The following is a 24242-nucleotide window of genomic DNA, read 5'->3' on the forward strand; positions in this document are numbered from 1 at the left end:
AGCAACGGCAAAGCAATTGTCAGGCCCCAAGCGCCCCGATTGCATCTGTCAATGATGGAGAACCGCGCTCATGGTGTTGACGACGCGTATAATCATTTTTCGATGCAATGCAGAAAGCTTCGTTTCCGCCTTACCATGAAACAATGCGGTTGCAAGCTCAAGCAAATTACTTGTGTCCCATTTATCTTCCTGCCGCGGCAAATAAAGTGCCGCGCCGACAGGATATCGCCTGCCTGATCCGAAAGGCGAGGAGAGCATTCCGGCCGAAATCATTTTCGCCAGCCGGCAAAAAGGATCACCGGCCGTTCAACCGCCCGTCGCGGTCTTCTGCTTTTCGATGCCGCTCGCCGTCGATGCGAAAAGACGGTCGGTCTCTGCGGCCGGGGCGGGATAACCGAAGGCATAACCCTGCAGGCCGTCGCAGCCGAGCTGCGCCAGCACGACGGCATGCGCCTCGGTCTCGATGCCCTCGGCGATCACCTCGACATCGAGCGCCTTGGCGATTTCCACGATCGACCCCACCACCCGCCGCTGCTCGGCGGAGCTGACGACCTCGGTGACGAGCTGCCGGTCGATCTTCAGCCGCTTCGGCCGCAGCTTGACGAGACCGATGAGCGAGGCATGGCCCGATCCGAAATCATCGATCTCGATGTCGATGCCCATCTGTTTGATATCGCCGATATGCTCGAGCAGTTTTTCGTCGCTGTCGTCGAGAAAAATCGTTTCGACCAGTTCGAAAACGATCACACCGGGCGGGATGTCGAGTTTCCTCAGCTTGTTGAGCAATGCCGGATCGGCAAGGCGCGACGCCGAGATATTGACGGCGATGCGCGGAACCGCAAAGCCGCGCAACAGCCAGAACAGCCGGTCTTGGAGAACGTTTTTGAGGATCGCCGCGTCGATCTCCGCCGCAAGTCCGTGCTCATCGGCAATCTTCAGGAATATCCCCGGGGCGAGCACACCCTTTTCCGGATGTTTCCACCGCGCCAGCGCCTCGAAGCCGATGACCTCCCGTGTCCTAGCGTCGAGCTGCACCTGATAATAGGGAACGATCTCTCCGCGCTCCAGCCCGAGCTTCAGCTCTTCGGCTAGCCGGCGCTTGGCCCGCAGATCCTCCTGCAGTTGCCGCGTGAAGAATTCGACGCGATTGCGCCCGAGCTTCTTGGCCTGGTAGAGCGCCAGGTCGGATTCGGCCAGCAGGTTGCGCGCTCGCCGATCGCCGCTCCAGGATACGCCGATCGAGGCGCCGGATTGCAGCATCTCCTGACCGAAGCGGATCTTCTTGCGCAATCGGCGCTGGAGGTCCTCGGTGATCAGCTTCAGTTCCGTGAGATCGGTGAAATTCACCAGCACGATGACGAATTCATCGCCGCCGACGCGGGCGACCATGCCATTCGCGGGAATGGCAGCGGTAATGCGAAGAGCTGCCGCCCTGAGCACGGCGTCTCCGGCCGCATGACCGTGGCTGTCGTTGATCTGCTTGAATTGGTCGAGGTCGAGATGCAGGACCGCGAGCGTCGTGATGCTCTTGTCGGCCGGCAGCTCCGCGAGCCGCTTGTCGAGAAGGCGCCGGTTCGACAAGCCGGTGAGATAATCGTGATCGGCGACATGCTCGATGCGCGCATTGCTTTCCTCGAGCGCCAGCGCTCTCGCCTCGGCCACCAGCTTCTGCCGCGCCAGCTCCGCGTTGAGCTGTACGTCGGCAGTCACATCCCATTCGGCGCCGATGAAGGAAGGCGACCCCTCCGCATCCACGTAGAAATGCGCGCGCGAGCGCAGATGGCGGATTTCGCCGCTCGGCAGCACGATCCGGAATTGCGAATTATAGGCGCCCCGTGTCGCAATCGCGTGGTCGAAGTCGCGTTCGGCCTGCTCGCGATCGTCGGGATGGATGGCATTCGACCAGAGCCATGCCGGCACCTCCCGGAACGACTCGCCGGTCTCGTAGAGCCGGTGCATCTGCGCGTCCCATAAGATCCCGTTCTTCGCGATACTGTGCTCCCAGACACCGATCCGCGATGCATCGAGAGCGAGTTCGAGCCGGCGCAGAAGATCCTGAAACTCTTGTTCGGATCGTGTGGGTTTATTTTCTGGCAACGCGGTCTAGCCTTAGAAGCTTGCATAACTGCAATATGGTCTCAGGCCGGCATTAATGAAGCCTTGTCTTGATGATCGAACTCGTGACTAGGTGAACTGTTCGTTACGACTTTCCCCTTTTGGATCAAGGAACTTGCAGTCTACCGTATCTCGAGATCAATGGTTGTGCCGCGGCGGGTTTTTCGCGATCCGGCGGAATTCCGTCGCCCCCTCCAGCACCGCGCCGTCCGACAATTGCGTGACCGTTCGACGGTAGATCTGCTGCCACGGCGTCGCATCCGCCGGTACCGGCGGAATACCCTCACCCTTGCGCCGTTCGATCTCGGCGTCATCGACCAGCATGTCGCAGCGCCCCTCGTTGAAGTCGATGCGGATGATGTCGCCGCTACGAAGCCAGGCGAGGCCGCCGCCGGCCGCACTTTCCGGCGAGGCGTTGAGGATAGAGGGACTGTCCGCCGTGCCCGATTGGCGACCGTCGCCGATCGTCGGCAGGCTGCGGATACCACGCTTTAGGAGGTGATCCGGTGGCTGCATGTTGACGACCTCAGCCGAACCCGGCCAGCCGATCGGCCCGGCGCCGCGGATGACGAGGATGGTATTCTCGTCGATGCCGAGTTCGGGTTCATTGATGCGCTTGTGATAGTCCTCGGAACCGTCGAAGACCACCGCCCTGCCCTCAAAGACGCCTTCGTGCCCGGGTTCCTGAAGATAGCGCCGGCGGAAATCCTCTGAGACGACGCTCATCTTCATGATGGCGAAATCGAAGAGATTGCCCTTGAGAACGAGGAAGCCCGCCCGCTCCTTCAGCGGCTCGGCGAATGGCTTGATGACTTCGCGGTCGCGCGCTTGCCTGCCCTCCAGGTTCTCGGCCATCGTCCTGCCGGTCACCGTGCGACAGTTACCATCGAGTTTCCCCACTTGCAGCAGTTCCCACATGATCGCCGGCGTGCCGCCGGCGCGATGATAGCGCTCGCCAAGATAGACGCCGGCCGGCTGGACATTGGCCAGCAGCGGGATATCGAAGCCGTGCACCTGCCAGTCGTCCGGATGGAGTTCGACGCCGGCGTGCTTGGCCATCGCAGCCAGATGCGGCTGCGCGTTGGTCGAGCCGCCGATCGCCGAATTGGTGCGGATCGCATTGAGGAAAGCCTCGCGCGTCAGGATGTCCGACGGCTTCAGATCCTCGAACACGATCTCGACGGCGCGCCGCCCGGTGCGGTAGGCCATCTGGCCGCGCTCACGGTAGGCGGCCGGAATGGCGCCGCAGCCTGTCAGCGAAAGACCGAGCGCTTCGGCCAATGCATTCATCGTCGAAGCGGTGCCCATCGTATTGCAATGGCCGACGGAGGGAGCCGAATCGAGTGCGGCCTGCAGGAATTCTTCCCGGTCGATCTCACCTGCCGCATATTTTCGCCGCATCCGCCAGATCACCGTGCCGGAGCCGGCCAGTTCCCCTTCATGCCAGCCGTCGAGCATCGGGCCGCCGGAGAGCACGATCGCCGGAATATCGACCGTCGAAGCCGCCATGATCGCCGAAGGTGTGGTCTTGTCGCAGCCGGTGGTCAGCACAACGCCGTCGAGCGGATAGCCGTAGAGGATCTCGACGAGACCGAGATAGGCGAGGTTGCGGTCGAGTGCGGCCGTCGGGCGCTTGCAATTCTCGAAGATCGGATGCGTCGGAAACTCGATTGGAATGCCACCGGCGTCGCGGATGCCGTCGCGCACGCGTTTGGCAAGTTCGACATGCACCCTGTTGCAAGGCGTGAGATCGCTGCCGCTCTGGGCAATCCCGATGATCGGCTTGCCGGAGCGCAGCTCTTCCGGCGTGATGCCGTAATTCATGAAACGCTCGAGATAGAGCGCCGCCATGTCGATATGATCGGGATTGTCGAACCAATCTTGCGAGCGCAGGCGCCGCTGCGGCGAATGGCTGTCCGTCACTGCTTTCCTCCCGGCCGGCCGTTCTTCTCTTCGAGATGGAGAAGCAGGCCGCTGTGATCCTTTTCGCCATTGCCGTTGGCGACGAATTCGCTGAATTCGGCATGCACCGCCGCCGTCAGCGGCAGCGTCAGCGACAGGGTCTTGGCCGTCGCCATGGCGGCGTTCAGATCCTTCAGCTGGTTGCTGGACGAACCGCCTGGAGTAAACTGCCGCTCGACCATGCGCTTGCCGTGGAGTTCCAGGATGCGGCTCTCGGCAAAGCCGCCGCGAATGGCGTCTCGGAAGGCCGCCGGCGAGCCGCCGCCCGCCTCGATCAGCAACATCGCTTCGGCGACGGCGCCGATCGTCACGGCAACGATCTGCTGGTTGGCGAGCTTGGCGAGCTGGCCCGCCCCGCTCGGACCGACGCGGGTTACCCGCCCCATCGGCGCAAAGACATCCGCAAGTCCGTCGATCACGTCCTTGTCGCCGCCCGCCATGATCGCGAGCGTACCGGCTTCCGCCCCGACGACACCGCCGGATACCGGCGCATCGACATGCTGGATGCCGAGTTCGGCAAGCCTCGCCGAATGATCGCGGGCGAAATGCGGGGCAATCGAACTCATGTCGATGACGGCGGTGCCCGGCGCCATCGCATCGGCCGCGCCCCGGTCGAACAACACGTCCTCCACCGCCCCGGCATTGGTCAGCATGGTGATGACGACGTCGGCGCCGGAAACGGCATCCGCAGGTGTTTTCACGCAAACCGCGCCGTCTTCCGCAAGCGCCTCGGCCTTGCTGGAATCGCGATTCCAGACGATGACGGCAAAGCCTCCGGCAAGCAGCCGGCGAGCCATGGGCGCGCCCATCAGGCCGGTGCCGAGAAAGGCGATCCGCCTGCCGTCATGACCTTTTCTCGAACTCGTCATTCAGTCCTCCCAAACCGTTGTCCACCTTTGATAGTCCCCTCGTTCCGCGATGCAAACCGTTTTGACGGACGTAGCGCATTTTTATCGAACGCCCCAAACGATACGGGCGAGAACCGAAGTTCCCGCCCGATTTACTCGACAAAGGAAGGTTGAATTCCGTTTATTCCGCCGCGAGCCGGATAACCTCCGCCTCTTCTTCCTTGTGTTCGTCCGGCTTGTGCTGGACGAGCGGACGGTTGCCCGTCAGCCGCCGCAGCAGCACGTAGAAAACCGGCGTCATGAAGATGCCGAAGAAGGTCACGCCGATCATACCCGAGAAGACCGCGACCCCCATGGCGGCGCGCATTTCCGAGCCGGCGCCTGTGGAGACGACGAGCGGCACGACGCCCATGATGAAGGCGAGCGAGGTCATCAGGATCGGGCGAAGGCGAAGGCGGCTGGCCTCGATCGCGGCCTCCCGCGGTGTCCTTCCCTCGAACTCCAGTTCGCGGGCGAATTCCACGATGAGGATCGCGTTCTTCGCCGATAGGCCGACAAGGACGACAAGACCGATCTGAGTGAAGATGTTGTTGTCTCCACCCGTGAGCCAGACGCCCGTCAGTGCGGCCAGAACGCCCATCGGCACGATCATGATGATCGCAAGCGGCAGCGTCAGGCTTTCATACTGGGCGGCCAGCACGAGGAAAACGAGCAGCAGAGCCAGGGGGAAGACGACAATGCTCGAATTGCCGGCAAGGATCTGCTGATAGGTCAGATCCGTCCATTCGAAGTCGATGCCCGCCGGCAGGGTCTCGTGAAGGATCTTCTCGATTGCCGCCTGCGCCTGGCCGGACGAGAAGCCCGGTGCCGGACCGCCGTTGATATCGGCAGCGAGGAAGCCGTTGTAGCGGTTCGCACGCTCCGGACCAGTGCTTGGCTCCACCTTCAGCAGCGCCGAAAGCGGGATCATCTCGCCCGATGCCGAACGGACCTTCAACTGCCCGATGTCTTCCGGCTGGGCGCGGAATTTCGCATCGGCCTGCACACGGACGCTGTAAGTGCGGCCGAAGGCGTTGAAATCGTTCACATAAAGCGAACCGAGATAAATCTGCAGCGTCTGGAAGACGTCGGTGACGGAAACCCCGAGCTGCTCGGCCTTGGCGCGGTCGAGATCGGCATAGAGCTGCGGCACGTTGATCTGGAAGCTGGAGAACAGCCCCGCAAGCTCAGGCGTCTGGTAGGCCTTTGCAAGCACTGCCTTCGTGGCCTCGTCGAGCGCCTGGTTGCCGAGGCCGGCACGATCCTCGATCTGCAGCTTGAAGCCGCCTGTCGTGCCGAGACCATTGACCGGCGGCGGCGGGAACATGGCGATGAAGGCATCCTGGATGGCGCCGAATTTCTGGTTCAGCGCCATAGCGATTGCGCCGCCCGAGAGATCCGGCGTCTTGCGCTCTTCGAAGTCCTTCAGCGTCACGAAGACGATGCCGGCATTCGAGGAGTTGGTGAAGCCGTTGATCGACAGCCCCGGGAAGGCGATCGCATTGGCAACGCCCGGCTGCGCCAGCGCGATATCGGTCATGCGCTTGATGACGTCTTCCGTGCGGTCGAGGCTTGCAGCATCCGGCAACTGGGCGAAGCCGATCAGATACTGCTTGTCCTGAGACGGCACGAAGCCGCCGGGGACCGTGCTGAACATGCTGTAGGTCGCACCAACCAGCGCCAGATAGATCACCATGACGATGCTTTTGCGCGACAAGAGCCCACCCACGCCCTTGCCGTAGGCATTCGAACCCGCGCCGAAGACACGGTTGAAGCCGCGGAAGAACCAGCCGAAGATGGCGTCCATGAATCGCGTCAGCCAGTCCTTCGGCTGATCATGGCCCTTCAGGAGAAGAGCAGCCAGCGCCGGAGAGAGCGTCAGCGAGTTGAAGGCCGAGATGACGGTCGAGATTGCGATCGTCAGCGCGAACTGGCGATAGAACTGTCCCGACAGGCCGGAGATGAAGGCGAGCGGGACGAAGACGGCGACGAGGACCAGCGCGATCGCAACGATCGGACCGGAGACTTCCTTCATCGCCTTGTAGGTCGCAGCCCGTGGCGACAGGCCATGTTCGATATTGCGCTCGACGTTTTCCACCACCACGATCGCGTCGTCGACAACGATACCGATCGCAAGCACCAGCCCGAACAGACTGAGCGCGTTGATCGAGAAGCCGAAGACATACATGACCGCGAAGGTACCGATGATCGATACCGGAACCGCGATCAGCGGAATGATCGAGGCGCGCCACGTCTGCAGGAACAGGATGACGACGAGGACGACGAGCGCAATGGCTTCGAGCAGCGTGTCGATGACCTTCTCGATCGAGGCGCGTACGAACTTCGTCGTATCGTAGACGATCTCGTATTTGACGCCCTGGGGCATGGCGAGCTGCAGCTGGTCCATGGTGGCGCGCACATTGTCCGCGATCTCGATCGCGTTCGAACCAGGCGCCTGAAGGACGGCAACGGCAACGGCCGGCTTGCCGTCAAGCAGCGAACGCAACGTATAGTCCGCAGCACCGAGCTCGATGCGGGCGACATCGCGAAGGCGGGTGATCTCGCCATTGGCGCCCGTCTTGACGATGATGCTGCCGAACTCCTCGGGCGTGCGCAGACGGCCCTGGGCATTCACATTCAGCTGCAGGTCCACACCCGGCTGGCTCGGCGAAGCGCCGATGATGCCAGCGGCGGCCTGAACGTTCTGGGAGCTGATGGCGTTGCTGATGTCGCTGGCGGCGAGATCATGCTCGGCCGCCTTCTGCGGATCGATCCAGACCCGCATGGAATAGTCGCCGGCGCCGAAGACCTGCACCTGACCGACGCCTGCGATACGGGCGAGCCGATCCTTGATATTCAGCGTCGCGTAATTGCGAAGATAGGTAATGTCGTGATTGTCGCCGTCAGAGACGAGGTTGACGACCATGATGAAGTCGGGCGAGCTCTTGACCGTGGTGATACCGAGGGCCCGGACTTCCGACGGCAGCCGCGGTTCGGCTTGGCTGACGCGGTTCTGCACGAGCTGCTGCGCCTTGTCCGCGTCGGTGCCGAGCTTGAAGGTGACGGTCACGTTGAGCACACCGTCCGATGTCGCCTGGCTGGACATGTAGAGCATGCCCTCGACGCCGTTGATCTGCTCTTCGAGCGGCGTTGCCACCGTTTCCGCGATGACGGACGGATTGGCGCCGGGGTAGGTGGCGCGCACGACGATCGACGGCGGCACGACCTCCGGATATTCGGAAATCGGCAGCGCGCGCAGGCCGATCAAGCCGGCAACCAGGATGAGGACCGAAAGAACGCCGGCAAAGACCGGGCGGTCGACAAAGAATCTGGAGATGTTCATATCAAAGCCCTCTCCGGGGTGAACATGGATACAACGTCCCTCTCCGGCGGTTTGGGAGCCGCCGGCGGGTCATATCATTTCGGGTGTTGGCCTTCCCCCGGAGGGGAAGGCAAAGTCTTTACTGCGCGGTCGCGACCTTCTCTTCCATCTGAGGTGCGACGACGGCGCCTGGACGGATGCGCTGCAGACCGTTGACGACGATCTTTTCGCCGACGTTCAGGCCGCTTTCGACGACCCGCTGGCCGTCAGCCAGCGTGCCGAGCTGGACCTGCCGATAGGCGACCTTGTTCTCGCCATCGACGACGAAGACGAACTTCTTGTCCTGGTCCGTGCCGACGGCACGGTCGCTGATGACGATCTTGTTCTCGGCCTTCGGCTGGCCCATGCGCACCCGCACGAACTGGCCGGGGATGAGGCGTCCGCCCGGATTGTCGAAGACGGCCCGCACGCCGATCGTGCCGCTTGATGCATCCACCTCGTTGTCGATCAGCTGCAGCTTGCCCTTGATCGGGGTACCGCTGTCGGTCAGCGTGCCGACCTCGACCGGGATCTCTTCGACGGCAGGCAGGGCGCTGTCCGTCTGCGGAAGCTGGGCGAGCGCGCGCGTCACCATCTCTTCGCTGGCATTGAAGCTCGCATAGATCGGATCGACGGAAACGAGCGTCGTCAGCGCCGGCGAGGTCGAACCGGCCGCGACGAGGTTACCGGCGGTCACCTCGATCTTGCCGATGCGGCCGGAAACCGGAGCCCGCACCTCGGTGTAATCGAGATCGAGCTGGGCCGACTGCAGGGCGGCCTGCGCCGAACGCAGCCCCGCCTGAGCCTCGGCCAGTGAACTCTGGCGCTGATCGAGATCGCTCTGGGAGATGGTGCGATTGTCGGAAAGCCTGCGGCCGCGGTCGAGTTCGGTCTGAGCCAGACTGACCTTGGCTTCGGCCGAAGCGACCTGACCTTGCGCCTGCGCCACGCTCGCCTGGTAGGGGGCCGGGTCGATGGTGAAGAGCAGGTCGCCCTGCTTGACCAGCGCCCCTTCACGGAAAGCCACCGACAGGATGGCGCCGGCAACACGGGAACGCACCTGCACCCGGTCGACCGCTTCGAGACGGCCGGAGAAATTCTCCCAGGCCGTCACGTCGCGCGCCGCAACGACGGCAACCGTCACCGGCACAGCGGGAGCCTGCGCGGGGGCGGAAGCGGCCGTGGCGGTCGTGCTCATCGGCAGTTCGAAAAACAATGCGGCCCCGGAAACGGACGCAACAAGGCCTATGCCGGCGCCCAACAGGGCCCAGCGCTTACTTCTGGACGTCATGAGTACTCTCCTTGCGGCCCCAGGCCGCCGAAATATCAGGTCTTCTTCAATGCAATTGCGGTTGGACGCTTACGTCCCGAAGGAAGCTTCCGAAATGGCGGCTGACGTTTTCCTGCCAGTCGGGCGCTCCGTCGGATTTCCCACCATAAATCGAGGGCCAGCCCGTCCCGGCGGGAAGAACATGCTGGCGCACACCGACGCCGGCCTGTTTCAGGCGGGCACCGTAACCAATTGTTTCGTCGTGCAGAGGATCATCCTCCGCGGTGAATATCAGCGCCGGCGCGACGCCGGAAATACGCGAACAGAGGCACGGCGCCGCATAAGGATGGCAACCGCCGCCGCTCAGATAATGGCTCCAGCCTTCCGTCCAGCGCTGGCGCATGCCGATGGCCTCGGCCTTGCGGATCGACGACGTACCCATAAAGGGATCGAGCAGCGGCGAAATCAGCACCTGGCCGTCGAGCGCATCCGGCATCTGGTCGCGCGCCTTCAGCGCCACACCGGCAGCGACATTGCCGCCTGCCTCTTCGCCGGCAACGAAGAGCAGCGACTTGCGGTCGCCAAGACCGGCGCGTTTGTTGGCGAGATAAGTGAAAACCGAGAAAGAGACTTCCAGCGCCTGCGGAAACAGATTGCCGGACAGGCTGCTGTAGTCGGCGGCGACGACGATGGCGCCGGCCTTGGCCAGACTCATCGCCACCGGCCGGTCGACGTTCTTCTCGCTGTCGAGAAAGGCGCCGCCATGCAGGTAAAGCACGATCGGCGGCCCCTTGCCGTAATCGGCGCCCTGGTAGATGCGTGCGGAAACGGGGCCGATGGCCACCTTATCCAGCAACATATCTTTCCATTCCACCGTCATGCTTCCGGTCTCTTTGCGTCGGCCGCAGGCAGACAACAGCTGCCGCTTGCATTTTCCATAAAAAAGATATTGTTATTCCAACCAAGGAATAAGAAGCTATATCGCGATAACACTGTTCCAGATCTCGAACAATGGTGCAACGCAAACTGCGGATTTGAAACCGATGGATCAACTCTCGGCAATGCGCGTCTTCATTCGCGTCGTGGAGACGGGCAATTTCACCCGCGCCGCCGACATGCTCGCCATGCCCAAGGCAACAGTGACCAATCTCATCCAGGGCCTTGAGGCGCATCTGCGCACCAAGCTTTTGAATCGTACGACGCGCCGGGTCATGGTAACCACGGACGGCGCGCTTTATTACGAACGCGCCGCCCAGATTATTTCGGAGTTGGAAGAACTCGACGGCAGCCTCTCCAATTCACAAAGCCTGCCGAGCGGGCGGCTGCGCGTCGAGATGGCTGGTGCTTTCGCCGATTGGATCGTCGTTCCCGCACTCTGCGATTTTTATCAGCGTTATCCCGATATCCGCATCGACCTCGGTGTCGGCGACCGCACGGTCGACTATCTTGCGGAAAATGTCGACTGCGCGCTGCGCGCCGGCACGCCGGCCGACCAGTCATTGATTGCGCGACGCGTCTCCGAAGTCGAGATGATCACCTGTGCTTCGCCGAGCTATATCCAGAAATTCGGCATGCCCGAGCGGCCGGAGGATCTGGAGTCTGACCACTACTCCGTCAACTATTTCCGCGCCCAAAACAACCGAACGCTGCCCTTCGAATTTCGCCGGCGCGAGGAGGTGATCGAGACCAGTCCGCGTTACATCGCCTCGGTCAACGATAGCCGCACCTATCTGACAGCTGCATTGACGGGTCTCGGCATCGCGCAGGTGCCGATCTTCATGGCGCGCGAGCCGATTGCGAAGGGCGAGCTCGTGCGCGTGCTGCCGGATTGGCGCCGCGATGCGCTGCCGCTCTACGTCGTCTATCCCCCGAACCGCCATCTCAGTAACAAGGTGCGCGTCTTCGTCGACTGGCTGGTGAAGCTTCTGGGAGAGGCGAGACTGAACGACGTCTAAGCGCCAATACAAATACGGCCCGGAAGGCAGGGGAAAACCTTCGACGGGCCGCAATTTACAACTTTGAACATCAAGCCTGTCGCACCGCAGATGGGCGCGGCAGGCTCCGGAGGTTCGGAAGAGAGCGGCAGGGAATTCCACTCTCTCGCGATAAAACAGATATACGCACTCTCCGCAGGATTGTAAGGAAAAATTCCGCAATCACGTTCACATAATTGCGATGACGGCGGTCTGGAAGCCGCCGCCGGTCTGTCGTCAGATCATCCCGCCATTGGCGCGCAGCGTCTGGCCGTTGATCCAGCCGCCGTCCGGGCCGGCGAGAAAGGCAACCGCAGATGCAATGTCTTCGGGTGTGCCGAGACGTTCCAGCGGGTTCATCTTCGCCATGCGGGCGATGAGTTCGTCCGACTTGCCGCTGAGGAAAAGATCCGTGGCCACAGGGCCGGGCGCGATGGCGTTGACGGTGATGTTGCGGCCGCGCATCTCCTTGGCCATGATCGCCGTCAGTGTTTCGACGGCGGCCTTGGTGGCGGCGTAGACACCGTAGGTTTCGAGCTTCAGACCGACGACCGAGGTCGAGAAGTTGATGACCCGGCCGCCGTTGCGCAGGCGCTTGGCCGCTTCCCTGAGCGTATTGAAGGTACCCTTGAGATTGACGGCGATCTGGCGGTCGAAATTGGCATCGTCAGCCTCGGCAAGCGACGCGAGCATCATGATGCCGGCATTGTTGACGAGCACGTCGACCCCGCCGAAGGCGGTTTCCGCAGCATCGAACATGCGGCGGACGGCCTGCGCCTCGCTGACATCGGCTTTCGCCGTCAGCGCTTTGCCGCCGGCCTGCTCGATCTCCCGGGCCAGTTCCTCGGCCGGAGCCGCATTGCCGGAATAATTGATGACGACGGTGAAACCGTCCCTGGCGAGGCGTCGAGCGACTGCTGCGCCGATGCCGCGGGAAGCACCGGTGATGAGTGCAACCTTGCCGTTTTCGTTGGAAGCCATTGTCCTTCTCCTTCATCCTGCGCCGCAGCGCGTTTTCGATGAGGACAAGATGCGCCTTTCCCAAAAGCGGATAATCGTGCATTCTTCGCCATAACTATCCGGGAATAACGAACAAATAGATGGACAGATTCGATGCCATGCGCGTGTTTTGCCGTGTCGTGGAACGTCGCAGCTTCACGCTTGCCGCCGAAGACACCGGCCTGCCGCGCTCGACCGTTACCGATGCGGTAAAGCAGCTCGAAGCCCGCCTCGGCGTGCGCCTGCTCCAGCGCACGACACGTCATGTCAGTGCGACGCTCGATGGCGAAGCCTATTACCAGCGCTGCCTGTCGATTCTTGCCGATATCGAGGATGCCGAAGGCGCTTTTGCCGGCGCCAAACCGAAGGGCCTGCTGCGCGTCGATGTGCACGGCACGCTTGCCCGCCATTTCCTGCTGCCGAGCCTGCCGTCCTTTCTCGAGACTTATCCAGAGATCGAATTCTACATGAGCGAGGGCGACCGGCTGGTCGATCTGGTGCGCGAAGGCATCGATTGCGTGCTGCGCGTCGGCACGTTGGGCGATAGCGACATGGTCGCCCGGCGCGTCGCCATGCTGGATGAGATCACGCTCGCCTCTCCCCATTATATCGCCACCCATGGCCTGCCGCAGCACCCGGATCGGCTTGCCGGCCACCGCATGGTCGGCTTCCGGTCCAGCAGCACCGGCAGCCTGTTGCCGCTCGAATTCATCGTCGACGGCACGGTGCGTGAGATCACCATTCCCGCCACCGTCGCCGTCAACGCCGCTGAAAGCTATATTTCAGCGGCGAGGATGGGCCTCGGCATGATCCAGATCCCGCGCTATCACGCCGAAAAGGACCTTGCCGAGGGAGCGCTGATCCACGTGCTCAAGGATTTTCCACTGACCCCGACGCCGGTTTCCCTGCTCTACCCTCGCAACCGCCAGCTTTCACCGCGCGTGCGCGTCTTCATCGACTGGCTGGTGAAGGTCTTCGCTCGACAAAATTCCGAAAACGCGCTTCACTAAAATGCGCCCTGCTAATATGCGCGCCCTCGGAGAACGGCCATGGCACTCTACGATATCACCGTCTACCAGACGGAAGACGGTTTCGTCGTCGAATTCGGCGGCGAAGGCGAAGACAGCATTGCCGTGACGCTGCGGAGCACGCCTGAGCTGACCTCGGAAAACGCCGTCATGCGCGCCAAGACCCTGCTCGCAGCAGCCATCGAACCGGCCCATAGCGACGGCGCGCGCAGCAAGGATCCCGCCTTGCTCGAAGAAGAGCTGGAGGAGGGTCTGGAAGATTCCTTCCCGGCGAGTGACCCGGTCTCGGTCACATCGTCGTCGATCCCGATGCGCGATCCGAATGCCGGCCACTGATGCCTTTTGGGATGACGGCAGCCACACTGGATGTTATCTGCGTCTGATATGACCGATGGTGGAACGATATCAGGCGCGATCGGCGCCGGCACGCTCGCCGGCGAAAGCCTCAGGGCATTTTTCGAGCGCGATGCGATCGCCGTCTCCCGCGACCTGCTCGGCTGCCATCTGACCGTGAATGGCGTCGGCGGACGCATCACCGAGACCGAAGCCTATTTCCCCGATGACGAGGCCTCGCACAGCTTCCGCGGCCCGACCAAGCGCAACGGCGCCATGTACGGCAAGCCGGGCAATGTCTATATCTACCGCATCTACGGCATGTACTGGTGCCTGAACTTCGTCTGCCATCCGGGCTCGGCGGCCCTCATCCGCGCCCTGGAGCCGGAAACCGGAATCCCCGTGATGATGGAGCGACGCGGCACCGATGCGCTGACGTCGCTCTGCAGCGGCCCCGGCAAGCTCTGTCAGGCGCTCGGCATCGATATCGAGATCAATGACAGACTGCTCGACCGCCCGCCCTACACACTCACGCCCTCCGCGCCGGTGCCTATAGTTTCGGGAAAACGCATCGGCATTACGAAGAATGCCGAAGTTCCGTGGCGCTTCGGCATTCAGGGATCGCGTTATCTCAGCAAGCCGTTTCGCTGACTATTCCATGACTGCGCTGTGGTCGACGGCGGGCGCCGCCTTCGGCTTGCGTAGCAAGAGCACCAGCGGGATGACCGCAAGCGACATCAGCATCAGTAGCTTGAAATCGTCCATATAGGCGATGATCGTCGACTGCAGCGTGATGATCTCGTTGAGCGAAGCACGCCCCGCCGCCGTTACCGGGCTGAGGCCCTGCGCCGCCACAGCGTTGAAGGCATGGTTGAACGGCGTCACATAGGCCGCGATCGATTCATGGTTGCTCTGCGTGTTCTCGACGATCAGGGCCGAGACGATCGAGATGCCGACCGCCGAACCAATGTTGCGCGACAGATTGTAGAGGCCGGTGCCGTCGCCGCGCATATGGGCCGGCAGCGTCGCGAAAGCGATGGTCGTCAGCGGCACGAAGAGAAAGCCCAGGCCGGCGCCCTGGATGAAGCCGACCGAGACGATCGTCCATTGCGAAACATCGGGCGTCCAGCCGGTCATGTCGTACATCGCCCAGGCGGTTAGGCCGAGACCGAGCACCAGCAGCAAGCGCGTATCGACCTTGCCGATCAGCCGCCCGACAATGAACATGCACAGCATGGTGCCGAGCCCGCGCGGCCCCATGACGATGCCGGCGGTGATGACGGGATAACCCATCAGCGTCTGCAGATAGGGGGTCATCAGCGCCAGCGATGCGAGGTAGGTGACGCCAACCACGAAGATGAAGATCATGCTGACCGTGAAGTTCTGGTCGAGAAACAGCTTCGGATTGACGAAGGATTTTTCTGCGGTCAGCGTGTGCACCAGAAGCAGATAGAATGCGGCGGCGCAGACGATCGCTTCGAGCATGATCTCGCCCGAGGAGAACCAGTCGAGCTGCTCGCCGCGGTCGAGGAAGAGCTGCAGCGCGGCGATGAACAGGCTCATCATCCCGAAGCCGAACCAATCGAGTTTGGCGAGCGCATCCCTCTTCGTTTCCGAAACGAAGATGACGATACCGGCGAAAGCAAGCGCGCCGATCGGCACGTTGATGTAGAACACCCAGCGCCAGCTGATATTGTCGGTCAGCCAGCCGCCGATGACTGGGCCGAGGACCGGTCCGACCATGACCGAGACGCCGAAAAGCGCCATGGCCGAGCCGCGCTCCTCCACGGTATAGATATCGAGAAGGATGCCCTGGGAAAGCGGCACCAGCGATGCGCCGAACAGGCCCTGCAGCAGGCGGAAGGCAACGATCTGGTTCAGCGATTGCGCCAGGCCGCAGAGCACCGAAGCAACCACGAAGCCGGCGATGGCGACGAGCAGCACGCGCTTGCGGCCGAACTTGGCGGCGAGAAAGCCCGATGGCGGCGTCATGATCGCCGCCGCGACGATATAGGAGGTCAAGACCCAGTTGATCTGGTCGGCGGAGGCCGACACGCTGCCCTGGATATAGGGCAGCGCCACGTTGGCGATCGTCGTGTCCAGCGCCTGCATGATGACGGCGAGAATGACGCAGGCCGTGATCGCACCGCGATTGGCAACCGGCGTCGCCGCAGATGCAGAAGCGCTACTCATGATCCCCGCCCTGAGGCCGGCCCAGAAGCTTGTTGACGAAATCAGGCAGGCCGCGGACATGGCCGGTCTCGACATCGACCACCGTGCTCATGCCGACGCGGAGCGGCGGCTTGCCTTCGGTTTCCTGGATGCTGACGCGCATCGGAATGCGCTGCACGACCTTCACCCAGTTGCCCGTGGTATTCTGCGCCGGCAGCAGCGAAAAGCTGGAGCCGGAGGCCGGGCTGATGCTCTCGACCTTGCCCTTCCATCTCACGCCGGGATAGGTGTCGACATAGATCTCGGCCGTCTGGCCGGGCTTGACGTAAGTGAGCTCGGTTTCCTTCGGGCTGGCGGCGATCCAAAGGTGATCGGTGGCAACAAGCGAGAAGGCCTGCTGCGACGCCTGCAGATAGGAGCCGACCTGCAGCGCGTTGACATTGGTGACGATGCCGTCGAACGGCGCCTTGACGACGCTGTGGTCGAGTTCGCGCTGGGCGTTGTCGACATTCGACTTGGCTTGCAGGTAGAGCGGATTCTCCTCGATCGGCTGATCGGCGGAGCCGCCGAGCTGGGCGAGCGTCGTTGCGGCTTCCGCCTTGGCGACGGTAACCTTCTGCTCAGCGGCTTCCAGATTATGCTTGGCTTCGTCATAGGCCGACTGCGTCGCGCTGCCGTTGTTGACGAGGTTTTGCTGCCGATCGAACTGATCCCGATAATAGGGCAGATCGGCTTGCGCCTGCGTGATCTCGGCAAGCGACTGCTGATAGCTGGCCTTGAGATTCATGATCTGGTTGCGCTGCGCGCCGAGCTGCGCCTTGGCGCCATCGAGCGCAATCTTGAAGGAATCCGGCCGCAGGCTGAAGAGCACCTGCCCCGCCTTGACCGCCTCGTTCTCATGCACGTCGATCTGCTCGACGATACCCGAGACATCGGTGGTAAGCCCGACCATGTCGGCCTGAATATAGGCGTTGTCGGTCGACATCACCTGGCCGCCATTGACGTAATAGTAACCGCCGACGACGAGCGCCACCGGCAGCAGGGCGAACAGGATCGGCCGCGTGAGACTGCGCCGGCGGCGGACCTTGTTGCCGCCAGGCGCAGCCACGGCGGCAGCCGGCGCTGAATTGGATGAAGGCGCTTCGGCTACCGTTTCCTGCTGTTTCGCTTCCGTTTCTTCGACAGGAGTCTTGGCATTGGCGTCGGCAACGACGCGGAGGGGGAATTTATCAGCCATCGTTCGTCTCGTTCTCGTCAACCGGGTTCCGGCATGCCTGAACCAGGTTCGTCTTCATTACGGATAGGATGTGGAAAAGCTGCTCGCGCTGCTCGACGGAGACGCCGTCCAACGCTTCTGCGCGGGTGGTGTCGCCGAGCTCACGCATTTCGGCGAGCAGCGGGTGCGCCTCGTCGCGCATGTAGAGCAGCCAGATGCGACGGTCGGTCGGGTGCTGGCGGCGCTCGATCAGCCCGCGTTCGGCGAGCTTGTCGAGAATGCGCACCAGTGTGATCGGTTCGACTTCGAGGATTTCGGCAAGGCCGCCTTGATGAATGCCTTCATTGTTCGAGAGATAGGCAAGCGTCTGCCATTGCGACCGGGTCAGCCCGAGACACTTCGCGCGCTGCTCGAACCGCTTGCGCAGCAGCCGTGCGACGTCGTGGAGAAGGAAGCCAAGGGTCGGAGTGGCGCTCATGAAAACCTGCGATCATTATTTATAAGCATACTTATAATATCGGTAGATATATTGAGCATGTACGCCACACAAGAGCTGGGATGCCAGATTCGGAAGCAGCGGCGAAAATGCCGCAGGCCGGCTCAGGCTTGTCCTGCAGTTCTTCCTTTCGCCGGTTGCAGACGCCAGACGGTAGCCGCGGCCTAGCTCCGCCCTAATTCTGCCTGTAGTCGTCGCCTCCGCCGGAGGCGCCGCATTGGGGAGCTCGATGGCGTTCTTCGAAAGCATGCTGACGCTGCTGCTGGTGGCGATCGTCTTTCTGCAATTCTCCAGGAAGTTCCGGATCCCTTATCCGACAATGCTGGCGATCGCCGGCGTCATAGTCGCCACCGTGCCTTGGGCGCCTGAGGTCGCAATCGATCCCGAGCTTGCGCTGGCGCTGCTGATCGCGCCCGTGCTCTTCGACGCCGCCTATGATCTGCCGCCGAGGACGTTGAGGCACAACTGGCTGCCACTCCTCTCGCTCGCCGCCATCGCCGTGATATTGACGGCCGCCGCCGTCGCCACCGTCAGCGTGACGATCGCCGGCCTGCCGCTTGCCGCGGCCGTCGCACTCGGCGCCATCGTCGCGCCGCCGGATGCGGCGGCGGCGACCGCCATGCTCGACCGCTTCACCCTGCCGCGCCAGACCTATGTGATCCTGAAGGGCGAAAGCCTCCTGAACGACGCCGTCGCGCTCCTGATCTTCAGCGCCGCGGTGGCAGCCGCCGCGAGCCCCGCCTTCTTCGCCGGTGCCCTGGCGGAATTGGCGCTCGCCGTGCCGGGCGGCCTCATCCTCGGTTACCTCATGGGCCGTCTCTACATGGTCGTCGGCCTGAGGCTCGCCGGCACGCTCGGCGGCACCCTGCTTGAATTCGTCGCCACTTTCGGCACGTGGATCATCGCCGAGCGGCTACACTTTTCGGCAATACTGGCGATCGTCGTCTACGCGATGGTCATCGCCCGCTACATGCCCGAGCGGCAGACGGCCCGCCACCGCATCCATTCCTATTCGGTCTGGGAGGCCGCGGTCTTTCTGCTCAATGTGCTGGCCTTCCTGCTGATGGGCCTGCAGGCCCGTCAGATCGTCCTCGACCTCGATCCCGGCCGCCTGGATTTCGCAATCACCTTCGCCACCATGGTTTTCGTCACGGTCATTCTCGTCCGGCTGGCCTGGGTGCTGTTTTATAACCGCGTCATCAACTTTCTTGCCGCGCGCGGGCGCACGAAACAGGCCGTTCCCACCTTCGCGACGAGCCTGCTTGCCGGTTGGTGCGGCATGCGCGGCCTCGTCACGCTGGCCACCGCGCTCGCCCTGCCGATCGACTTCCCCGATCGCGACATCATCCTGCTCAGCGCGCTCGCCGTCGTTCTCGGCACGCTCATCGTCCAGGGCCTGACGCTCGGGCCGCTGATCCGTTTCCTGAAATTCGAACCGGACACCTCCGTGGACCGCGACCTCGCCAGAGCCCGTGTCACGTTGATCGATGCAGCACTTGCCGAACTCGCCGGCGGCGAAGACAAATCCACCCGCATCCTGCGCGACGTGTACACCTCCGAGCGCGAGATCGCCGTGGACGGGAAACATCCGCGCGAGGTCAGCCGGCTCGACAAGCAGCGCCGCAATGTCATCGTTGCGAAGCGCCGCAGACTGGCGGCAATGCGCCGCGCCGGCGAGATCGACGACGATGTCTTTCACATGCTGGAACAGGAACTCGACTGGGCCGAACTCGGCGCCCTGCCGCCGGGCAGAGACGAGATTGTGGAGAGCTGACGCGCTCTGTGAAGTTTTGATGGATTCGAAAATCGTAACCAATTGGCATTTGCAATTTTTCGCCGCTGCCGTTTATAGTCCAATTCCATAGGGTTACGATTTTTCTGATCGACATTGCCTGCCGGCCTTCCTTTCCAAGGGATCGGACGCCGGAGAAATCCCCGGGGGCAGAGGCCTTCGTTCAAAGCAGCAAGACCTGAACAGCATCACTTCATCTTGAGGTTGGCGGCTAGTTAATCGGCTGCCAAGATTGGAGGACTGGTATGACCTACGCGCTTCGACAGATGCTGGTGTTTGGCTCTATCGCCGCATTCATGCCTTTGGCCGCGCTGGCTCAGAGCGCCCCGCCGCCCCCGCCCGTCACCGTCGCCAAGCCTGTTGTGCGCGATGTCGTCGACAGCGACGAATTCATCGGCCGCTTCGAGCCGGTCGACGAAGTCTCCGTTCGCTCGCGCGTCGGTGGATACCTGCAGGAAATCCATTTCCAGGACGGAGCCTTGGTCAAGCAGGGCGACCTGCTCTTCGTCATCGACCAGAGGCCGTTCGTCACCGCGCTCAATCAGGCAAAGGCCGCACTCGAATCGGCGCAATCCGCCTTGGTCTTTGCCGATGCGCAATATAAGCGCACGCAATCGCTTGCTTCGAGCGGCAGCCAGTCGGCGCAGACGCTGGATGATCGCCGCCGCGAATTCGATTCGGCCGAGGCCAATGTCCGCGGCGCGCAGGCCGCAGCCGATCGCGCTTCTCTCGACATGGAATATACCGAGATCAAGGCGCCGCTCAGCGGCCGCATCGATCGCCGGCTGATTTCGGCCGGCAACCTCGTGCAGACCGACCAGACCGTGCTGACAACAATCGTTTCGCTCGATCCGATCGATTTCTATTTCGACGTCGACGAGCGCCGCCTGTTGAATTTCGCCGACACGGCGCGCAAGCTCGGCAAGGATCTCCAACAGGGCGGCGGCGGTCTGGATGTCTCCGTCACGATCTCGGATCCCAATGCAAAACCATTCAAGGGAAAGCTCGATTTCGCCGAAAACCGGGTCGACAACGAGAGTGGCACCATTCGTCTGCGGGCCCGCTTCCCCAACCCCGATCTCGTCCTTCAGCCCGGCCTCTTCGGCCGCATACAGGTCGAAGCCTCCAACACCTACCAGGCCATTCTCGTTCCCGACGAGGCAATCGGCTCCGACCAGAATGAGCGCGTCGTCTATGTCGTCGCCGAGGACGGCACGGTTTCGACCAAGCCGGTGAGACCCGGACCCCGGCTCTATGGCTACCGCGTCATACGCGAAGGCCTTGACGGGACCGAGACGATCATCGTCAACGGCCTGATCCGCGCCCGGCCGGGTACCAAGATCACGCCTCAGATGACCGAACTGCCCAAGGAGCGGCAGGACACTGCGCCCGAAACCGCCGGCGCGGAGAACGGACAATGAGATTTGCTCATTTTTTCGTGGACCGGCCGATCTTTGCGGCCGTCATCTCGATCGTTCTTCTGGTCGTCGGCGGCATTGCCTATACGCAATTGCCGGTATCCCAGTATCCGGAGATAGCGCCGCCGACCATCGTCGTGCGCACGTCATATCCGGGTGCCGATCCGCAGACGATCGCCGATACCGTGTCGACCCCGCTCGAACAGCAGATCAATGGCGTCGAAGACATGCTTTACATGTCCTCGTATTCCAGCGCCGACGGCGCCATGTCGCTGACGATCACCTTCAAGCTCGGCACCGATCTCGACAAGGTGCAGGTGCTCGTTCAGAACCGCGTTTCCATCGCCCTGCCCCGTCTTCCCGAGGAAGTCCAGCGGCTTGGGGTGACCACTGACAAAAGCTCGCCCGATCTGATGATGGTGGTGCATCTGCTGTCGCCGTCGCACCGCTATGACCAGCTTTATGTCTCGAACTACGCCCGCAACCGCATCCGTGACGTTCTCGTTCGCCTTGACGGCGTCGGCGACGTGCAGCTCTTCGGCGAACGCCAGTATTCGATGCGAATCTGGCTGGATCCGGAAAAGCTCTCCGCCTACGGGATGACATCCGATGACGTCGTCGCCGCGCTGAGAGACCAGAACGTCCAGGTGTCCGGAGGCAAGATCGGTGCCCCGCCGGTGACCGGCAAGAATGCGTTCGAATATACGGTGCGAACGGATGGACGCTTCTCCGATGTGCGCGAGTTCCGATATGTCATCGTGAAATCGACGACATCGGGCCGGCTCGTGCAGTTGCAGGATGTCGCCCGTATCGAACTCGGCGCGCAGGATTACGTCACCAACAGCTATCTCAACAATGACCCGGCCGTTGCTCTTGGCATCTTCGCCCGGCCGGGAACCAATGCCCTGGACACCGCCCATCAGGTCCAGTCGATCATGAAGGACCTCTCGCAGAATTTCCCGCAGGGCCTGGAATATCGCATCGTCTACGACACGACCGAATTCATCTCGGATTCGATCACCGAGGTCTATAGAACCATCGCCGAGGCGGCCATCCTGGTGGCGATTGTCGTTCTCGTCTTCCTGCAATCCTGGCGAACGGCGATCATTCCGATCATTGCCATCCCTGTATCGCTGATCGGCACCTTCGCCGTCCTGCTGGCCTTCGGCTTCTCGCTCAACATGCTCACCCTGTTCGGCCTCGTGCTGGCGATCGGGATCGTCGTCGACGACGCGATCGTGGTGGTGGAAAATGTCGAGCGCAATCTCGCCCGCGGCATGACGCCGAAACAGGCATCCCACGTCACGATGGACGAAGTCGGAACTGCCGTCGTCGCCATCTCGCTGGTGCTGATTGCCGTATTCGTGCCGACCGCCTTCATTCCCGGCATCTCAGGCCAGTTCTACCGGCAGTTCGCGGTGACGATCGCTGTCACCACGGCAATTTCCGCATTGAATTCGCTGACGCTGTCGCCCGCCCTTGCAGGCATATTGCTGAAAACCCATGACCACGAAACCAGGCGCACGAACGTCGCCACGCGCCTGGGAAGAGGACTTGCAAACGGCTTCAATCGTGGATTCGATCGGCTGAGCTCCGGCTATTCATGGACCGTTCGGCATCTGGTCAGCAGTTGGGTGGGATTGACAGCCGCGATGGCCGCCTTCGTCTGCCTGCTCGGGGCCACCTGGTACATGGGAACGAAAGTTCCCGCCGGCTTCATCCCGACCATGGACCAGGGTTACGCGATCATCGTCATCCAGCTTCCGGACGGCGCCTCGCTTGCGCGTACCGATGCCGTCGTCAGACAGGTGGGCGATATCGCCCGCACCGTGCCCGGCGTCGGCAACGCCGTGCAATTTGCCGGCTTCAGCGGGGCGACATTCACCAATGCTTCGAATGCCGGCGTCGTCTTCGTTCCGTTCAAATCCTTTGCCGAACGTGAAGAAGGCGGAGAGAACGCCAATAAGATCATCGGCGAGCTTTACGGCAAGCTGCAAAGCATCCAGGAAGCCTTCATCATTGCCATCCCGCCGCCATCCGTGCGTGGCGTCGGCAATTCCGGCGGCTTCAAGATGCAGATATCAGATCTCGAAAACGCCGACATGACGCGCGTGCTCGGCCTCGCCCGCCAGATGATGGGTGCGGCGGCGACGACCGAAGGGCTGACGGGCGTCTTTACGACATTCTCCGATGCAAGCCCGCAATACTTCCTGGCGCTCGACCGCGACAAGGCACGCTTCCTGAACGTGCCGATCCCGAATATCTTCAACGCGCTTTCCATCAATCTCGGCGTCGCCTACGTCAACGATTTCAATGCGTTCGGCCGCGTCTACCAGGTCCGCGCCCAGGCCGACCGGCAATATCGCATGGACAGGGAAGACATTCTCGCCCTGAAGGTTCGATCGGCGACCGGCGCGCTGGTTCCGCTTGGAACCCTGATGGACATTCAGGATGCCAGCGGCCCGGCGCTTGTCCAGCGCTACAACATGTACGTCTCGGTGCCGCTTCAGGGCAATCCGACGCCGGGCACGTCGACCGGCGATGCCATCGCCAAGATGGAAGCGCTGGCGGCGAAGATCCTGCCGCAGGGCACGACCTTCGAATGGACGGAACTCGCCTATCAGGAGACCCACACCGGCAACACGGCCATCTACATATTCGCCCTCTCCGTCGTCTTCGTCTTCCTGGCGCTGGCGGCCCAATATGAAAGCTGGGTTCTGCCGCTCGCGATCATTCTCATCGTCCCGCTTGCGGTGCTCGCGGCGCTGATCGGGGTCTCGCTGCGGGGCATGGACAACAATGTCCTGACGCAGATCGGCCTGATCGTCCTGATCGGTCTTGCGGCCAAAAACGCCATTCTGATCGTCGAGTTCGCCAGGCAGGCGGAAGAGGAAGGCAAGTCGCCGGTGGAAGCGGCCATCGAGGCCAGCCATCTTCGCCTGCGCCCGATCCTGATGACGGCATTCGCCTTCATCTTCGGTGTTCTGCCGCTTGCCATCGCCACCGGCCCTGGCGCCGAAATGCGCCAGTCGCTCGGCACCGCCGTCTTCTCGGGCATGCTCGGTGTGACGATCTTCGGTCTGTTCCTGACGCCGGTCTTCTACGTCGTGCTGCGCGGCTGGCGCCGCAACCGGCCGGCTACGGTAGAACCGGCAAAGACGGAACCGGTCGAGGAAGGGGTCGTCTGAGCGACCCACCCGGCTCTGAAGAAACACGCGCG

General features: G+C 62.3%; 16 protein-coding genes and 1 pseudogene. 7 read left to right on the top strand and 10 right to left on the bottom strand.

Translation table 11 applies throughout. From position 1 onward, the window contains the following. Window positions 1–306: 306 nt before the first annotated feature. From NE851_RS28470 to NE851_RS28495, 6 genes and pseudogenes are all read right to left on the bottom strand, one after another. Window positions 307–2123, bottom strand: a pseudogene (locus NE851_RS28470) (putative bifunctional diguanylate cyclase/phosphodiesterase). A gap of 130 nt (window positions 2124–2253) precedes the next feature. After that, window positions 2254–4038, bottom strand: coding sequence for an IlvD/Edd family dehydratase (locus NE851_RS28475; protein ID WP_047618635.1), 1785 nt, complete (start codon window positions 4036–4038; stop codon window positions 2254–2256). Continuing rightward, the gene (locus tag NE851_RS28480) at window positions 4035–4946 is read right to left on the bottom strand and encodes an NAD(P)-dependent oxidoreductase (protein WP_063474382.1); all 912 of its coding nucleotides are present in this window, start codon (window positions 4944–4946) and stop codon (window positions 4035–4037) included. Before NE851_RS28480 ends, NE851_RS28475 begins: the two co-directional genes overlap by 4 nt. Window positions 4947–5106: 160 nt before the next feature. Next, a complete protein-coding gene (locus NE851_RS28485) occupies window positions 5107–8307 on the bottom strand; it encodes an efflux RND transporter permease subunit (RefSeq protein WP_063474381.1) in 3201 nt (1066 codons plus the stop codon). Window positions 8308–8425: 118 nt separating this feature from the next. Beyond that, window positions 8426–9616 (bottom strand): efflux RND transporter periplasmic adaptor subunit, encoded by a 1191-nt coding sequence (locus NE851_RS28490; protein WP_047618627.1) that lies wholly within the window; start codon window positions 9614–9616, stop codon window positions 8426–8428. Window positions 9617–9662: 46 nt separating this feature from the next. Next, window positions 9663–10475 carry an alpha/beta hydrolase fold domain-containing protein gene (locus NE851_RS28495; protein WP_063474684.1) on the bottom strand — a complete coding sequence of 271 codons (813 nt, stop codon included), beginning with the start codon at window positions 10473–10475 and terminating at the stop codon, window positions 9663–9665. Between the two features lie 163 nt (window positions 10476–10638). On the opposite strand from NE851_RS28495, the gene NE851_RS28500 reads away from it, so the two are divergent. Next, the gene (locus tag NE851_RS28500; protein ID WP_047618625.1) at window positions 10639–11550 is read left to right on the top strand and encodes a LysR family transcriptional regulator; all 912 of its coding nucleotides are present in this window, start codon (window positions 10639–10641) and stop codon (window positions 11548–11550) included. A gap of 255 nt (window positions 11551–11805) precedes the next feature. Here NE851_RS28500 and NE851_RS28505 read toward each other — a convergent pair whose 3' ends face one another. After that, window positions 11806–12549, bottom strand: coding sequence for an SDR family oxidoreductase (locus tag NE851_RS28505; RefSeq protein WP_047618623.1), 744 nt, complete (start codon window positions 12547–12549; stop codon window positions 11806–11808). Between the two features lie 119 nt (window positions 12550–12668). Here NE851_RS28505 and NE851_RS28510 point away from each other — a divergent pair, with 119 nt between their 5' ends. Genes NE851_RS28510 through NE851_RS28520 form a run of 3 tightly spaced genes read left to right on the top strand, consistent with a single transcriptional unit; the run spans window position 12669 to window position 14579 of the window. After that, window positions 12669–13577, top strand: coding sequence for a LysR family transcriptional regulator (locus NE851_RS28510; protein WP_047618621.1), 909 nt, complete (start codon window positions 12669–12671; stop codon window positions 13575–13577). Between the two features lie 39 nt (window positions 13578–13616). Continuing rightward, window positions 13617–13931 carry a hypothetical protein gene (locus NE851_RS28515; RefSeq protein WP_047618619.1) on the top strand — a complete coding sequence of 105 codons (315 nt, stop codon included), beginning with the start codon at window positions 13617–13619 and terminating at the stop codon, window positions 13929–13931. A gap of 30 nt (window positions 13932–13961) precedes the next feature. Beyond that, window positions 13962–14579: a DNA-3-methyladenine glycosylase gene (locus tag NE851_RS28520; RefSeq protein WP_047618616.1), complete on the top strand. Its 618-nt coding sequence runs from the start codon at window positions 13962–13964 to the stop codon at window positions 14577–14579. On the opposite strand, the gene NE851_RS28525 is transcribed toward NE851_RS28520, so the two are convergent. The 3 genes from NE851_RS28525 to NE851_RS28535 are packed head-to-tail and all read right to left on the bottom strand — an operon-like array spanning window position 14580 to window position 17794. Next, window positions 14580–16121, bottom strand: a complete 1542-nt coding sequence (locus NE851_RS28525) for a DHA2 family efflux MFS transporter permease subunit (protein WP_047618614.1) — start codon at window positions 16119–16121, stop codon at window positions 14580–14582. Then, on the bottom strand, window positions 16114–17337 hold the full coding sequence (locus NE851_RS28530) for an HlyD family secretion protein (protein WP_127431352.1): 1224 nt from the start codon (window positions 17335–17337) through the stop codon (window positions 16114–16116). The genes NE851_RS28525 and NE851_RS28530 overlap by 8 nt, the downstream gene beginning before the upstream one ends. Beyond that, a complete protein-coding gene (locus tag NE851_RS28535; RefSeq protein WP_127431351.1) occupies window positions 17330–17794 on the bottom strand; it encodes a MarR family winged helix-turn-helix transcriptional regulator in 465 nt (154 codons plus the stop codon). Before NE851_RS28535 ends, NE851_RS28530 begins: the two co-directional genes overlap by 8 nt. A 247-nt stretch (window positions 17795–18041) precedes the next feature. Between NE851_RS28535 and NE851_RS28540 the strand changes: the two genes are divergently transcribed. The 3 genes from NE851_RS28540 (at window position 18042) to NE851_RS28550 (ending at window position 24210) form a co-directional block, all read left to right on the top strand. Continuing rightward, window positions 18042–19586 carry a cation:proton antiporter gene (locus NE851_RS28540; protein WP_097544920.1) on the top strand — a complete coding sequence of 515 codons (1545 nt, stop codon included), beginning with the start codon at window positions 18042–18044 and terminating at the stop codon, window positions 19584–19586. Window positions 19587–19849: 263 nt separating this feature from the next. Next, window positions 19850–21025 (top strand): efflux RND transporter periplasmic adaptor subunit, encoded by a 1176-nt coding sequence (locus tag NE851_RS28545; RefSeq protein ID WP_048338375.1) that lies wholly within the window; start codon window positions 19850–19852, stop codon window positions 21023–21025. Further along, window positions 21022–24210 (top strand): efflux RND transporter permease subunit, encoded by a 3189-nt coding sequence (locus tag NE851_RS28550; RefSeq protein ID WP_047618604.1) that lies wholly within the window; start codon window positions 21022–21024, stop codon window positions 24208–24210. Before NE851_RS28545 ends, NE851_RS28550 begins: the two co-directional genes overlap by 4 nt. The last annotated feature ends 32 nt before the right edge of the window (window positions 24211–24242 follow it).

The sequence above is a fragment of the Rhizobium anhuiense bv. trifolii genome, from assembly GCF_024346605.1.
GTDB classification, from domain to species: domain Bacteria; phylum Pseudomonadota; class Alphaproteobacteria; order Rhizobiales; family Rhizobiaceae; genus Rhizobium; species Rhizobium anhuiense.